This window comes from Bradyrhizobium sp. Pha-3 (assembly GCF_042258615.1).
In the GTDB taxonomy this organism is placed as follows: Bacteria; Pseudomonadota; Alphaproteobacteria; order Rhizobiales; family Xanthobacteraceae; genus Bradyrhizobium.
Window position 1 is genome coordinate 8,959,787 of record NZ_CP170152.1, and the last position, 14,133, is coordinate 8,973,919.

Sequence of the window (14,133 nt, forward strand, 5' to 3'; positions counted from 1 at the left end):
TTACGGGCCGCGCGACCGAGCGGCTTGGATGAAACCGACAATCTCTGGAACGCCGCCGTGCGATCGAGCCATCGGCCGTTGGTCGCCTTGGCAAACCGCGAAAGCGGCCTATCCTGCGCTCAGACGTCCAGCCAAGAAGAAGCGGTCAACCGCGCCACGGATTCCACGGAGGAGGCTCACGCGATGGGCCAATTGATCACGGTCGAGGAGCTGCCGCGCTATGCGCCCGGTGAGCTGAAGCTGGACAGCGCCTCAGTCGGGAGGAACGATTTCCGGCTGCGGATCTTCCGCTATCAGCCATCGGATATCTGGGTCCCCCCGTCGGAAAACTTCCTGCTCGTACTCTATCGCGACGGCGTGACGTCGATGAACCGTCGCGTCACCGGCACGTGGAAGCAGGATCACGTCGGTCGCGGCGTCACGTCATTGCTGACCCGCGCCGAGCCATCGAGCTGGCACTGGAAGAACGACATCGAGGTCACCCATTTCTATATCGCCCCTGCCCTCATGACGAAGACCGCCAGCGATGCCTTCGACCGCGACGCCGAAGCGATCGAGCTTCACGACCTGCTCAAGGCCGAAGACCCGATGCTGACCTGGATCAACGACCAGATGGTTCAGGAGGTTGCCGCAGGCGGCCCGGGCGGACGCCTCTGCTATGACGCGCTGGCGCTGCAGGCGAGCGTGCACATCCTGCGGAAATATGCGGCGATCGAATTCAAGATGCCGTGCGCGCAAGGGCGCTTTCGCCCAGCGCACGCCCGGCTGATCGAGGACTATATCGAGCAGAACATCTTCCGGAACATCACGCTGGAGGAACTGGCGAACATCTGCCATTGCACGCCGATCCAGTTCGCCCGCAAGTTCCGCGTGCATTACGGCACGCGGCCGCACGCCTATGTCCTGCGGCGCAAGGTGGAGCACGCGTGCCAGCATCTGCGCAAGGACCGCGTTGCGCTGAAGGAGATCGCGCTGCTGAGCGGCTTTGCCGATCAAAGCCACCTCAATCGCGTGTTCCGGCAGCACATGAACGTCACGCCGGCTGAATACCGCCGGCAAGTCTGCGAGCATTCCGTGCAGGCTTGAGACCGTGACGCCGGCAGGCCCGCGGCCGGTTCACACCGGCGGCGGGTTCAGCCGCGCAAAGCCGTCCTGGATTCGGTAGGGGTAATATGGATAGGCCGGCATCACCGCGCTCGCTCTGTCGAGACGCGCGATCTGGTCTGCCGAGAGTGACCATCCGACCGCGCCGAGATTGTCGCGAAGCTGCGCTTCATCGCGCGCGCCTGTTATCACGGACGAGACACTGGGCCGCGTGAGCAGCCAGGCAATCGCGACCTGCGGCACGCTGCGGCCGGTCTCGGCGGCCACGGCATCCAGAGCGTCGACGATCGCGAAAAGCTTCTCGTCGTCGACCGCCGGCCCGAACTGCGCGGTCTCATGCAATCGGCTGTTCGCCGGCAGCGGCTGGCCGCGCCTGATCTTGCCGGTGAGGCGGCCCCAGCCGAGCGGACTCCAGACCAGCGCGCCGACGTCCTGATCGAGCGCGAGCGGCATCAGCTCGGATTCATAGTCGCGGCCGACCAGCGAGTAATAGACCTGGTGCGCCACGTAGCGCGGCCAGCCGTGCCGCTCGGCAATGCCGAGCGATTTCATCAGGTGCCAGCCGGAGAAATTCGAGGCGCCGATATAGCGCAGCTTGCCGGCGCGGACGAGCGCATCGAGCGTCGACAGCACCTCGTCGATCGGCGTGAAGGCGTCGAAGGCATGGAGCTGCAAGAGGTCGATATAATCGGTGCCGAGCCGGCGTAGCGCGGCGTCGACCGAACCGACGAGGCGATATCGCGACGTGCCGGCATCGAGCGGACCGTCGCCCATCGGCAGGCCGGTCTTGGTCGAGATCAAGACCTTGTCGCGGCGGCCCTTGATCGCGGCGCCGAGGATCTCCTCCGATGCGCCGTTCGAATAGACATCGGCGGTGTCGAACAAATTGACGCCGGCCTCGAGGCAGATGTCGATCAGCCGTCGCGCCTCGCTGGCGTCGCTGCGGCCCCAGGCCGAGAACAAAGGCCCCTGGCCGCCGAAGGTGCCGGTGCCGAAGCTGAGCACGGGGACTTTCAGGCCGGACGCGCCGAGATTGCGATATTCCATGGTCATACTCCTTTGATCGGATTCATTCGGCAGGGCACTGCGTGGCGAGGACGACCGGCCGGTCGAGGCGCAGGCTCCACAGCGCGAGCAGCAGCCCGACCGCGGTGATGAGTGCCGCCACCAGCGGCAGCGCGCCGAGGCCGAGGCCGCGATCGATGGTGACGCCGCCGGCCCAGGCGCCGAGCGCGTTGCCGAGATTGAAGGCTGCGATGTTCAGGCTGGAGGCCAGCGTCCGCCCCTCCACACCGGCGGCTTCGAGCACGCGGAGCTGCAGCGGCGCGACGGTCGCGAACGCGGCGATGCCGAGCGCGAACAACAGTACGACAGCCAATGCCTTGATCGAGATCACCGCTGCCAGCGCGACCATGACGGCGGCAAGGCCACCGAGCGACACCAGCAGCGCACGCGCAACTCCCTTGTCGGCGAGCCGTCCACCCGCGACGTTGCCGATCGCAAGGCCGGCGCCGAACACCAGCAGGATCGGCGACACCGCGGCGTCGGAAAATCCGGTGAGCCGCGTCAGGATCGGCTGCACATAGGTGAAGACCGCGAACAGCCCGCCGAAGCCGAATACCGTCATCGCAAGCCCGAGCAGGACCTGCGGGCGGCCGAGCACGGCGAGTTCGTCGCGCAGCGGTGCGGGCTTGTCGTTGGCGCCGACATGGCCTGGGACCAGCACCGCCAGCACGATGAAGGCGACCACGCCGATCACCGCCACGGCCCAGAATGCCGCGCGCCAGCCGAGCATCAGGCCGAACCATGCGCCGAAGGGAACGCCGAGCAAGGTCGCAACCGTCAGGCCGATGAACATCGTGGCGATCGCCGACGCGCGCTTGTCTTCCGGCACGAGGCTGGTCGCGACCACCGAGCCGACGCCGAAGAAGGTGCCGTGCGCCAGCGACGTCAGAATGCGCGCCGCCATCAGCAGCTCGTAATTCGGCGCCAGCGCGCAGGCCGCATTGCCGAGCGTGAAGATCGCCATCAGCGCCAGCAGCACCGCCTTGCGCGGCATCCGCCGCGTGGCCAGCGTCAGGATCGGCGCGCCGACGAACACGCCGAGCGCGTAGCCGGAGATCAACAGCCCCGCCGCGGAGACCGACACCTGCATATCGGCGGCGACCTGCAGCAGCAGCCCCATGATGAGGAATTCGGTGGTGCCGATGCCAAAGGCACCGGCGGTCAAGGCAAGGACTGCAGCAGGCATGTGTCGCTCCGGAGGGTAAGGATTCCGCAATGCGAGATAGCGGTCCGGGCGAGGAAGGATTAGAATGGCCGCAATCCAATCATTTGTGACGTGAATTCAAGATGTCCCGAACAGACACCAACCGCTCCGGCGAGATGGACGTGTTCGTCCGTGTCGTCGATCTCGGCGGCTTCACCGCTGCGGCGAACAGCCTGCGGCTGACGCCGTCGGGCGTCAGCAAACTGGTCTCCCGGCTCGAGACGCGGCTCGGCACGCGGCTGGTCAATCGCACCACCCGCAAGCTCCAGCTCACCGAGGAGGGGCAGGCCTTCTATCAGCGCGCCCAGCGCATCCTTGCCGACATCGACGAGGCCGAACGCGAGGCCGCCTCATGCGTTCCGCGTGGCCATCTCACCGTGAACAGCAACATCCCGTTCGGCATGCTGCATGTGATGCCGCTGCTGCCGCGTTTCATGCGCGAGCATCCCGACATCACGCTCGACATCGTGCTGACCGACACGCTGGTCGATCTGATGCAGGCGCGCGCCGACGTCGCGATCCGCGTCGGTCCGCTCGTCGCCTCGAGCCTGATCGCACGCAAGCTCGGCACCAGCCGCATGGTGGTGGTCGCCGCGCCGTCCTATCTCGCGCGCTTCGGCAGCCCGAAGACCCCGGCCGACCTCGCCGCCCATCGCGGCATCGGCTGGACCTTTCCGCGCAGCATCCGCGGCTGGCCGTTCCGCCGCGCCGAAAAAATCGAGGAGGCGCTGCCGCCGCCGGTCGCCCGCGTCAGCGACGGCGAGGCCGCGCGCCAGCTCACGCTCGGTGGCATCGGGCTCGGACGGCTGGCGCTGTTCCACATCGGCCGCGACATCGAGGCCGGCCGCCTGGTGCCGGTGCTGCAAAACCTCAATCCCGGCGATCGTGAGGACATTCACGCGGTCTATGTCGGCCATGCCGGTCCATTGCCGGCGCGGGTGCGCGCCTTCATCGATTTTCTCGCGCAGCACATCCGGATCGGCGATCCGGCGTTGCGGCGTGGCGCGGATGGAAAATGGAAAGTCGTGATCGGCAAGTGAGCTATCGCGCAGCGACGATGTCGTGAGCGGACCTAGACGCGCTTCAGCAAGAAGAGCTGCGTGACATAAGGAAACACCACTTCGTCGTCATCACCGAGACCGGCCTCACGCAGGATGGCGTCGGTCTTGTCGCGAAGGACCGCTTTTTCGGCGTCGGGAAGATTGGCGACATAACTCGTCGACACGACGCGCTCATAGACGCCCTGGCGCGCCATCCGATGCGGATGGTCCTGCACGATTTCCTTCTCGATCGCGAAGCGGGGATCCTGCAAGATCCAGCGCCAGCGTCCCGAGCGTTGCCGGGGTGTGTCTCCCGCGTATTTCTCAATCATCACCGACAACGCGTCGACCCACGGCGCGCGGTCATCCCTGTTATTCCAGACCAGCGCCAGCGTACCGCCAGGACGCAGCAGCCGCGCGATCTCGGCGACCGACGGCTCGTTGTCGAACCAGTGGAACGCCTGCGCGCAGGTCACGAGATCGACGCTGCCGGTTTCGAGGCCGATCGCATCGGCGCGGGTGTTGATGACCTCGATCCCTGCTTCGTTAGCGAATTTCGCCGACATCTCGGCGACGGGCTCGATCGCGACCAGACGCGCCGTCTCGGACAAATGCGCCAGCAGCAGGCGCGTGAACTTGCCGGTTCCGGCTCCGAGATCGACGACACAGCGCGCGGCCTGCAGCGGCAGCGCGTCGACGATCTCCGCCGGATAGCTGGGCCGGCCCGCCTCATAGGCGGCGACCGCGACACGATAATTCCTGGCAGTAGGGTTCAGTGACATTGCTGCTTCTCCTGCGAGCCGGGCATCTGCGATGAGATCTGCGGAACGGTATAAAGCAGCGCTGGCGCAGAACTGGAAGAGCGCGTCGGGTCAAGATTCGCTGAAGTCCGTCACCTGTGCGTCTGCACCAGCCGCTTGGCGTTGCTCCTTGTTGAACAAAGTGCGCGCAGTTTGAATGATCTTGCTTCGGAAAGAATCGCAACGTTGCAAGCTCGTGTTGCATCAACGTCGCAGTTCCCGGTTGCAAGCTACGGTTGATTGAACCACAGTTCCTGAAAGCGGACGTGGTCTGTTGCGCTTGCGCAGGACAAGCCCGGTGCCTCTTCCGCACTGGTGCAGCCATGCAGCGATCCAGGGCCGTCTTTGTCACGGGTATCGTCTACGCCTTGATCGGCTTGGTCCTCGCGAGCGGCGGCATCTGGCTCGCCGCACTGGGTGGCTCGATCTCCTACATCGTCATCGGCGTCGGCATTCTCGCCACGGCTGCGCTCCTGCTGGCGCAGCGACGTTCTGCGCTCTGGCTGTTTGCGATCGTGCTGGTCGGCACGCTGGCATGGGCCGTGTACGAGGTGAAATTCGACTGGTGGCCGCTCGCGGCGCGCGGCGACATCATCTTCCCGATGGCGCTCTGGCTGCTGACCCCGCTGATCGTTCGCGGGCTGGTCCGAAACGAGCCGGTGTCATACGCACGCGCCACCGCGCCGCTCTGGGTCGGCGTCGTGGCGGCGGCAGCCGTTCTCGTGGCCGGGCTGCTGTCGAGCTATCACGACATCAACGGCACGATCGCCGAGTCTGGCTCCGCTGTGCAGCAAAGCGAAGCCGACCCGCAACCGGATGGCGATTGGCGCGCCTATGGACGCACGCAATTCGGACAGCGCTATTCGCCGCTGAAGCAGATTACCCCCGACAATGTCGTCAACCTCAAGGTCGCCTGGACCTTCCGCACCGGCGACGTGCCGACGCCGGAGGATTCCGGCGAGACCACGTTCGAGGTCACCCCGATCAAGGTGCGCGACACGCTTTATCTCTGCTCGCAGCACCAGGTGCTGTTCGCGCTCGACGCCACGACCGGCACCGAGCGCTGGCGATACGACCCCAAGCTCGTGCACAACAAGACGTTCCAGCATATGACTTGCCGCGGGGTGTCCTATCACGAGACCGCGGCTGGTGCCGTCGACAGCAGCGGCAATCCGGCGCCAGCCGAATGCCCGCGCCGCATCTTCCTGCCGGTCAATGACGGCCGCATGATCGCGCTCGATGCCGACAGCGGCAAGCTCTGCGATGGCTTTGCCGATCACGGCATCCTCGACCTGCAGCAGGGCATGGGGATCAAGACCGCCGGCTTCTTCGAGCCGACCTCGCCGCCGGTCGTCAGTGACAGGATCCTGGTCGTCGCTGCCGCGGTGATCGACAATTACGCGGTCGAAGTGCCTTCGGGCGTGATCCGCGGCTTCGATATCTACACCGGCAAGCTGGTCTGGGCCTGGGACTCCGCCGCGGCCGACGAGAATGCACTGCCGTCGCCGACGCGGCACTACACCAACGGGTCGCCGAATTCCTGGATCACGGCCTCGTTCGATCCGAAACTGAATCTGGTCTACATCCCGACCGGCAACAACGGACCTGACATCTGGGGCGGCAATCGCAACGCGCTGGTCGAGCGCTATTCCAGCTCCATCGTCGCGCTGGATGTCAACACCGGCAAGCGCGCCTGGTCGTACCAGACCGTGCATCACGATCTCTGGGACATGGACGTTCCCTCGCAACCGAGCCTGGTCGATGTGACGACGGCCAAGGGCGCAGTTCCCGCGATCATCCAGCCGACCAAGGTGGGCAACATCTTCGTGCTCGACCGCAGAACCGGCGAATTGATCGTGCCGGCGCCGGAACGTGCGGTGCCGCAGGGCCCCGCGCCCGGCGACCGCTCCGCACCGACCCAGCCGTTTTCCGAACTGACGTTCCGGCCGGAGGCAAAGCTGACCGGCGCCGATATGTGGGGCGGCACGATCTTCGACCAGCTGCTGTGCCGGATCATGTTCCACCGGCTACGCTACGAGGGCACGTTCACGCCGCCATCGTTGCAGGGCACGCTGGTCTTCCCCGGTAATCTCGGGATGTTCGAATGGGGCGGCATCGCGATCGATCCTGTCCGGCAGATCGCGATCGCCAATCCGATGTCGCTGCCGTTCGCGTCACGGCTGATTCCACGCGGCCCGCAAAATCCTCCGGCGCCGACCGCCGAGAAGCCGGTCGGCAGCGAGGTCGGCACGCAGCCGATGTACGGCACGCCGTTCGGGGTGGATATCTCGAGCTTCCTCTCGCCGCTCTCCGTGCCGTGCTACCGGCCGCCATGGGGCTCGATGGCCGCCATCGATCTGAGGACGATGAAGATCGTCTGGCAGCACCCCAACGGCACGATCCGGGACACCACGCCGCTGCCGCTTCCGTTCAAGATGGGCGTGCCGATGCTCGGCGGGCCGATCACCACGGCCGGCGGCGTCGCGTTCTACACCGGCACCTATGAGTACACGATCCGCGCCTATGACGTGCGCGACGGCAAGGTGCTCTGGGAAGATCGCCTGCCCGCCGGCGCGCAATCGACGCCGATGAGCTACGAGGCCGGCGGCAAGCAATACGTCGTCACCGCGGCCGGCGGCCACGGCTCGTTCGGCACCAGGCGCGGCGATTATGTCATCGCCTACGCGTTGAAGGATTGAACCCATCCGGGTGCGACAAGCGTGACGCCCGGGACGCGGCAAGCGCCGCATCCGGATATGACGCAGTGGTGATGAGACGTCGCGCTCCAAATCGGTTCCGCGACGTCCAGACGGGTTGGCAAATCCGGCCAAAGCCGCTAAAGGTCCGCCCCCTTTCACAGACAATCCGAGCATGACATGACGAGCGCCCCGCCCGCCGTCTCGATTGGCGTCGATTTTGGCACCAGCAACACCGTGGTCGCGCTGTCCGATGCCGACGGCCGCGTCGAGGCGATCCGCTTCGACCATGGCGGCCGCACGCATAGCGTCTATGTCTCCGCGCTGTGCTTCTGGGAGGACCGGCCGGGCGCCGGCCTGCATCCGCGCGCCGAGGGCGGCCCGTGGGCGATCGAGCAGTTCCTCGAGGGACGCACGATCCATCGCTTCATCCAGTCGTTCAAGACCTTCGCGGCAAGCTCGGCGTTCAACACCACCCAGATCTTCCGGCAGCGCTACAAGTTCGAGGATTTGCTTGCGGCGTTCCTGCGCACGCTGACGCGCCATGCCGGCGAAGGCTTCGACCTCGGCGCGCCGACCATCATGGTCGGCCGCCCTGTGAAGTTCGCCGGCGGCAATCCCAATGACGAGCTCGCCATGCAGCGCTACCGGGCCGCGTTCGAGCGGCTCGGCGCCGGCCACGCGCGCTATGTCTACGAGCCGGTCGGCGCGGCGTTCTCCTTTGCGCGTAGCCTCGATCACGATGCGACCGTGCTGGTCGCCGATTTCGGCGGCGGCACCAGCGACTTCTCCGTGATGCGCTTCTCGCGCAAGGGCGGCGTGCTGCGCGCCGAGCCGCTGGGACATTCCGGCATCGGCATCGCCGGCGACACCTTCGACTATCGCATCGTCGACCACATCGTCTCGCCACGGCTCGGCAAGGGCACCAACTACCGCTCGTTCGACAAGGTGCTGCCGATCCCCAATCATTATTATTCGAGCTTGGCCCGCTGGCATCAGCTCGCGATGATGCGGGGCAATGGCGATCTGCGCGAATTGCAGCAGCTCGCGCGCACCGCGATCGATCCGGCGCCGCTGCACGACTTCATCACCATCGTCGACCACGATCTCGGCTTCGCGCTCTACCGCGCCGTCTCCGACACCAAGGTGGCACTGTCGAGCCGCGACCGCGTCGAGTTCCGCTTCGCCCGCCAAGGCATCGATATCGGCGCGACCGTGACCCGCGACGATTTCGAATCCTGGATCGCCGACGACATCGAGCGGCTCGGTGCGACGGTGGACGAGGCGCTGGCGAAGTCCGGCATCACCGCGCGCGACGTGGAGAAGGTGTTCCTGACCGGCGGCACCTCGTTCGTGCCGGCGGTGCAGCGCCTGTTCGCCGAGCGCTTCGGCGAAGCGCGGCTGACCTCGGCGGACCAGTTCGAATCGATCGCCTATGGTCTCGCCTTGATCGGCCACACGCCGGATCCCGATCGCTGGACCTTCGCCGAAGCCGCGTGACGGTTCGCGTCGCGCCTTGATCCCGGCCCAATACGCGGCTACATCACTTCAACCATCAATTCGAGAGGATGCCGACAGCCATGGATTTCATCCGGACCGCAAAGCCCATCAGCCTTGCCCACCGGGATTTCCATTGCCATGCCTGCATCGATCACGCTCTCTCATCTGACCCTGTCCGCGCCTGACGGCCGGGTTCTCCTTTCCAATATCGACCTCAGTTTCGGACCCGAACGGACCGGCCTTGTCGGCAGGAACGGCGTCGGCAAGACGACGCTGCTCGGCCTGATCGCCGGCCGGCGCGCGCCGCAATCCGGCGCGGTCGCGGTTCAGGGACGCGTCGCGATGTTGCACCAGACGATTCAGCTGACACCGGACGAATGCGTCATCGATCTGTTCGGCGCGCGCCGTGCGCTGGCTGCATTGCGCCGTGCCGAACAGGGCCTTGCCAGCACTGAGGAGCTTGCGGACATCGACTGGACGCTCGACACCCGCATCGCGTCCGCGCTCGCGCGCGTGGGACTGAACGATGTGCTCGACGCGCCACTGGCGACGCTGTCCGGCGGGCAAGCCACCAGGGCGCGCCTTGCCGCACTGAGCTTCGCGCAACCGGACTTTCTGCTGCTGGATGAACCCACCAACAATCTCGATCGCGCGGGACGCCAGGCGGTGGTCGACCTGCTCACCGACTGGCGGCATGGCGCCATCATCGTCAGCCATGACCGCGAACTGCTGGAGACCATGGATGCGATCGTCGAACTGACCTCGCTGGAAGCCCGACGCTATGGCGGCAATTGGAGCCAGTACCGTGCGCGCAAGGCCATCGAGCTGTCGGCAGCACGACACGATCTGGCCGATGCCGAGAAGCGCGTCGCCGAGATCGACCGCAAGGCCAGGGAAACGTCCGAGCGGCAAGCACGCAAGGACGGCGCCGGCGCGAGGAAGCGCGCCAAGGGCGATCTGCCGCGCATCGCCGCCGGGCTGCGCAAGGATCGCAGCGAGGATACCGGCGGCGAGAACGCCCGCCTCGCCGAGCGGCGGCGGACGCAAGCGCTCGAATTGGCCACCGCGGCACGCCAGCGCATCGAGGTGCTGCAACCGTTCTCGGTGCAGCTGCCGTCGACGCAGCTGCCGGCGAGCCGGATGGTGCTGCGGATCGAGGGCACCGATGCCGGCTACACCGCGGACGCGCCGATCCTGCGCGATCTCACCTTCTCCATGTCGGGGCCGGAGCGCGTTGCGATTGTCGGTCCCAACGGCGCCGGCAAGACGACGCTGCTCAAGCTCGTCAGCGGCGAGCTGACCGCGGCGCGCGGCACCGTCGAGGTGATGACCCGCTTTGCGATGTTCGATCAGGCGGTCAGCCTGCTCGATGCGTCAGTCTCCATCCTGGATAATTTCCGGCGCATCAATCCGGATGCCGGCGAGAACGCCTGTCGCGCCGCGCTGGCTCGCTTCATGTTTCGCGCCGATGCGGCCCTGCAGAGGGTCGCGAGCCTGAGCGGCGGCCAATTGCTCCGCGCTGGCCTCGCCTGCGTGCTGGGTGGCGTGAAGCCACCGCCGCTCCTGATCCTCGACGAGCCGACCAATCATCTGGATATCGAATCCATGGAAGCCGTCGAGGCCGGACTGCGTGCCTATGATGGCGCGCTGCTCGTGGTCAGCCACGATGAGACCTTCCTCGAAGCCATCGCAATCACCCGCAGGTTGGATCTCTCTTAGTGGAGGTCATGCGGCGAACTGAAGCGATTGCGTTCACGCAATTCCATGTTTCAAACGACGAGGTCAGTCAGAAAGTGAACAGCCGAGCACGCGTCGCCGGGGGCAGGATGTAGGCGCGGTGCTCGGCTGTCAGGCCGCGCGGCGGTGCGGCCATTCCGCCGGCTTCGCTCATCCCCATGAGCGAGGCCGTCGGAGCTAGATCTCGCCTGTTGCTAAATCCGCGCCGTCGAATGGAGCGCGTTTCTCCAGAGGGCAAATGCGACGAAGCCCGCCAGCAACAAAAAGCCGCCGCCGACCGCGATCAAGAAATGCGCGAACGTCATCTTGGAACATCCCAATTGAGAAGCTTCATGCGGCGCGACATGCACCGCACCCTGGCAATCAAATGCACTTCCAAAATTGATTTGCCCCGCCGGCCGCGGCCGGACAGCCCGAAAGGTGGCTGGCACTGCGCTCTGCCCACCCTTCGATTCCGGAGAGGTCGTCACGCCACTCGGCTGTTGCCTCTCATCTTGCGGTTCGTCACACCGCTCAACTGTCACGAGCATAATCGATAAAACTTTATCGACAATCGAAACGGAAAATTAAGGTTACCGACGCGCGGCCGGTGCACTGCTGGTGGTCAGCCACGATGAAGCCTTCCTCGAGGTGATCGCGATCACCCGCGGTTCGAGCTCGGTGCCTATACCCGATGACGATTAGATGGGATTGTCGGGGTCATCCTTTTGGCAGGGGTCGATCGCGCCAGGCGGCCGCGGCTTCCACCAAAATATCGAAAACAACCCCATGCAAAGTAGCCCGCAGCCACCGCTTCCGACCTGAGCGGCGGTCAATTGGAGCAACATCCCCTTCTTCACGGCAACGCGGATAAGGCGACCTTGCAGCGCTCCGAGCCATGCTCGCCGAAGATGTCGAGGTCTCTGCGGATGGCGGCGGCCCGGTCCCGGCGCCGACCCAGCCTCTGGTCGGGCTCGATGCCGCGATGGAGCGTTTCGCAGGGCTCGCCCGGCTCTTCGCCGTGCATCCCTCACGATTGATCCGCTACGCCATCATCAACGGATTGCCGGGCTTCATCACGATCGAGAACGGTATCGTTCAAACGACCGCCTTGCATATCGAGAACGAACGGATCGTTGCGATCTATGTAACCGGCAATCCGGACAAGCTGCAAAACGTGCCTGATGTGACGGGATGGCGGAATTGATCGCGCTTCGCACGTCTCCGCTCAGCGCGCCCGATAGCGGTAGACGTGATCATCCGGGTCGTCTCTCGGTGCTGACGGATCGAGTTCGCCGCCCAATCGCTTTGCCACCGCGGCGGACATCGCATTGTCAGGCGACATGTAACTGACCAGCGACGGCAGCTTCAACGTCGCAAAGGCCCAGTCGCGCAGTGCAAGCGCCGCTTCGGTGGCGTAGCCGTGTCCCTCATATCCATCATAAAGCAGCCAGCCGAGCTCCGTCTCCGGAAACAGCGGCCGATGGTTGATGCCGACCTGGCCGATGCACTGCTTCGTCGCGGTGAGCTCGATCATCAGTGCGCCGTGGCCGAAGAAATCCCAGCACGCCAGATCGTGGCAGAACATCCCCCATGCCGCACGTACATCAAACGGACCGCCCACGCCGATGGAGCGAGGTGAAGCCAAGAACGCCTGGTAGGCGGGGAAGTCATCGACAGTCTGCGCACGAAGCGTCAGGCGAGCAGTCGAGATCGTTGGAATGTCAGGGGGCATTGGCCCTACGCTTCTCCGAAGCTTCGGGAGACACCCTTCGCCCTGGTTTGAAAGGGTGGCCTGCCACCCGAAGCCCGGCAGGGCGAAGGATGGCGGAACGCGAACGATGAAGCTGGGCAATTCTCCTACTCCATAGCCCTCCTCTGACCTCCACATCGCTAACCACTGTCGCGGTGGACTGCGAGGGGCAGCGTTTAAGGACGCAAAACCGATTCAAGACTCGTGGTTTTTTTTCGACGATAGTTCGGATCCGAAAGTTGCCATTGGCAGAACTCGTCTTGTTTTGCGGCGGTGGCAAGATTACTCATCGCAGACGAGATTTTCTTGAGGGAGGCTGATGCCGATATCTGCCGTCATGTTCGACTTGGATGAGACGCTATTCAATAGGACGGAGTCCGTGCGCACCTTTGTGGAGAACCAATTCTCGAGCGTGGACCTCGGGCAATTCGACAGCCTGCGATCGGTATGTGATCGCTTTCTCGAACTCGACGGAAGAGGACGTGTCTCCAAGCGCGAAGTCTACGCCCAACTCGTCGCCGAGATGGCCGTCTCCGACACCACGATTGCGACAGCGATGTTCAATGATTATGAGGCCCACAGCTGGCGTTTCGCCAAGGCATTTGACGGAGTCGCAGACCTCCTATCGTGGCTTGCAGAGTCGGGGCTGAAGATTGCCATCGTCACCAATGGCCAAGCACATATCCAGTTGCGCAGTCTGTTGGCGTTGAATCTCGACCGCCTCGCGGATGCCTATCTCATCTCGGAACAGGAAGGCTGCCGGAAACCAGAACCGGAGATATTCCTGCGCGCGGCCAAGAGACTCGCTGTCCAGCCTACCGATTGCGCCTTTGTCGGGGATTCGCCCGAATCTGATATGTTCGGAGCGAGGGCGCTGGGTATGAAAACCATCTGGATTCCGAATGGCACGCTCTGGCCGGACGAATATGATTGGCAGCCAGATGCTATTGTTGAAGGATTGTCAGAGGTCCGGGAACTCATTGAGGTCTGGATGAAAAGCTAACGACCACGTCACCTCGCACAGCCGTCGTTCAGTCTGACTTTTGCGACACCCGTGAATGGACCAAATGATCCATTGAATAACTGAGCTTGCCAAAATTCGAGATTTCCCTTCATTTGTAGCCGATGAGAACGCCTCGCCGTGAAAAGATCGCCAAAAAACGCCCCTTGGTTGGGGCTGGCAGTGCTTTGAGATAGCTTTCCATCAATGCTTCTGAAGCCCGCCGCAGGTCGGTGGAGCGCAAAATCCTCTCCG

At 64.5% G+C, this 14,133-nt stretch carries 12 protein-coding genes; 7 read left to right on the top strand and 5 right to left on the bottom strand.

Annotated features, from left to right (window positions below; genetic code table 11):
- The first annotated feature begins 183 nt into the window (after positions 1-183).
- Positions 184-1,086 (top strand): helix-turn-helix transcriptional regulator, encoded by a 903-nt coding sequence (locus ACE10Z_RS41790; RefSeq protein WP_375785890.1) that lies wholly within the window; start codon positions 184-186, stop codon positions 1,084-1,086.
- A 30-nt stretch (positions 1,087-1,116) separates the two neighbouring features.
- Here ACE10Z_RS41790 and ACE10Z_RS41795 read toward each other — a convergent pair whose 3' ends face one another.
- Together ACE10Z_RS41795 and ACE10Z_RS41800 are read right to left on the bottom strand one after the other, a co-directional pair.
- A complete protein-coding gene (locus tag ACE10Z_RS41795) occupies positions 1,117-2,151 on the bottom strand; it encodes an aldo/keto reductase (RefSeq protein WP_375785891.1) in 1,035 nt (344 codons plus the stop codon).
- 22 nt (positions 2,152-2,173) lie between these two features.
- Positions 2,174-3,355 (bottom strand): MFS transporter, encoded by a 1,182-nt coding sequence (locus tag ACE10Z_RS41800; RefSeq protein WP_375785892.1) that lies wholly within the window; start codon positions 3,353-3,355, stop codon positions 2,174-2,176.
- Positions 3,356-3,456: 101 nt separating this feature from the next.
- Between ACE10Z_RS41800 and ACE10Z_RS41805 the strand changes: the two genes are divergently transcribed.
- Positions 3,457-4,413, top strand: coding sequence for a LysR family transcriptional regulator (locus tag ACE10Z_RS41805; RefSeq protein ID WP_375785893.1), 957 nt, complete (start codon positions 3,457-3,459; stop codon positions 4,411-4,413).
- A 32-nt stretch (positions 4,414-4,445) separates the two neighbouring features.
- On the opposite strand, the gene ACE10Z_RS41810 is transcribed toward ACE10Z_RS41805, so the two are convergent.
- Positions 4,446-5,195, bottom strand: coding sequence for a class I SAM-dependent methyltransferase (locus ACE10Z_RS41810; RefSeq protein ID WP_375785894.1), 750 nt, complete (start codon positions 5,193-5,195; stop codon positions 4,446-4,448).
- 341 nt (positions 5,196-5,536) lie between these two features.
- Between ACE10Z_RS41810 and ACE10Z_RS41815 the strand changes: the two genes are divergently transcribed.
- The 4 genes from ACE10Z_RS41815 to ACE10Z_RS41830 all read left to right on the top strand — a co-directional run bounded on the left by ACE10Z_RS41815 (position 5,537) and on the right by ACE10Z_RS41830 (position 12,332).
- Positions 5,537-7,912 carry a glucose/quinate/shikimate family membrane-bound PQQ-dependent dehydrogenase gene (locus ACE10Z_RS41815; protein ID WP_375785895.1) on the top strand — a complete coding sequence of 792 codons (2,376 nt, stop codon included), beginning with the start codon at positions 5,537-5,539 and terminating at the stop codon, positions 7,910-7,912.
- Between the two features lie 177 nt (positions 7,913-8,089).
- On the top strand, positions 8,090-9,409 hold the full coding sequence (locus ACE10Z_RS41820) for an Hsp70 family protein (RefSeq protein ID WP_092121710.1): 1,320 nt from the start codon (positions 8,090-8,092) through the stop codon (positions 9,407-9,409).
- Between the two features lie 138 nt (positions 9,410-9,547).
- The gene (locus tag ACE10Z_RS41825) at positions 9,548-11,128 is read left to right on the top strand and encodes an ABC-F family ATP-binding cassette domain-containing protein (RefSeq protein WP_375785896.1); all 1,581 of its coding nucleotides are present in this window, start codon (positions 9,548-9,550) and stop codon (positions 11,126-11,128) included.
- Between the two features lie 895 nt (positions 11,129-12,023).
- On the top strand, positions 12,024-12,332 hold the full coding sequence (locus tag ACE10Z_RS41830; protein ID WP_375785897.1) for a hypothetical protein: 309 nt from the start codon (positions 12,024-12,026) through the stop codon (positions 12,330-12,332).
- Between the two features lie 21 nt (positions 12,333-12,353).
- On the opposite strand, the gene ACE10Z_RS41835 is transcribed toward ACE10Z_RS41830, so the two are convergent.
- Positions 12,354-12,860, bottom strand: coding sequence for a GNAT family N-acetyltransferase (locus ACE10Z_RS41835; RefSeq protein WP_375790056.1), 507 nt, complete (start codon positions 12,858-12,860; stop codon positions 12,354-12,356).
- 397 nt (positions 12,861-13,257) lie between these two features.
- Here ACE10Z_RS41835 and ACE10Z_RS41840 point away from each other — a divergent pair, with 397 nt between their 5' ends.
- A complete protein-coding gene (locus tag ACE10Z_RS41840) occupies positions 13,258-13,881 on the top strand; it encodes an HAD family hydrolase (protein WP_375785898.1) in 624 nt (207 codons plus the stop codon).
- 109 nt (positions 13,882-13,990) lie between these two features.
- Here the strand turns inward: ACE10Z_RS41840 and ACE10Z_RS41845 are convergent, their stop codons facing one another.
- Positions 13,991-14,122 carry a hypothetical protein gene (locus ACE10Z_RS41845; RefSeq protein ID WP_375785899.1) on the bottom strand — a complete coding sequence of 44 codons (132 nt, stop codon included), beginning with the start codon at positions 14,120-14,122 and terminating at the stop codon, positions 13,991-13,993.
- Between the last annotated feature and the right edge of the window lie 11 nt (positions 14,123-14,133).

Coding starts and splice junctions, on each gene's coding strand:
- ACE10Z_RS41790 (WP_375785890.1), top strand. CDS start 184: ATGGGCCAATTGATCACGGTCGAGGAGCTGCCGCGCTATGCGCCCGGT.
- ACE10Z_RS41795 (WP_375785891.1), bottom strand. CDS start 2,151: ATGGAATATCGCAATCTCGGCGCGTCCGGCCTGAAAGTCCCCGTGCTC.
- ACE10Z_RS41800 (WP_375785892.1), bottom strand. CDS start 3,355: ATGCCTGCTGCAGTCCTTGCCTTGACCGCCGGTGCCTTTGGCATCGGC.
- ACE10Z_RS41805 (WP_375785893.1), top strand. CDS start 3,457: ATGTCCCGAACAGACACCAACCGCTCCGGCGAGATGGACGTGTTCGTC.
- ACE10Z_RS41810 (WP_375785894.1), bottom strand. CDS start 5,195: ATGTCACTGAACCCTACTGCCAGGAATTATCGTGTCGCGGTCGCCGCC.
- ACE10Z_RS41815 (WP_375785895.1), top strand. CDS start 5,537: ATGCAGCGATCCAGGGCCGTCTTTGTCACGGGTATCGTCTACGCCTTG.
- ACE10Z_RS41820 (WP_092121710.1), top strand. CDS start 8,090: ATGACGAGCGCCCCGCCCGCCGTCTCGATTGGCGTCGATTTTGGCACC.
- ACE10Z_RS41825 (WP_375785896.1), top strand. CDS start 9,548: ATGCCTGCATCGATCACGCTCTCTCATCTGACCCTGTCCGCGCCTGAC.
- ACE10Z_RS41830 (WP_375785897.1), top strand. CDS start 12,024: ATGCTCGCCGAAGATGTCGAGGTCTCTGCGGATGGCGGCGGCCCGGTC.
- ACE10Z_RS41835 (WP_375790056.1), bottom strand. CDS start 12,860: ATGCCCCCTGACATTCCAACGATCTCGACTGCTCGCCTGACGCTTCGT.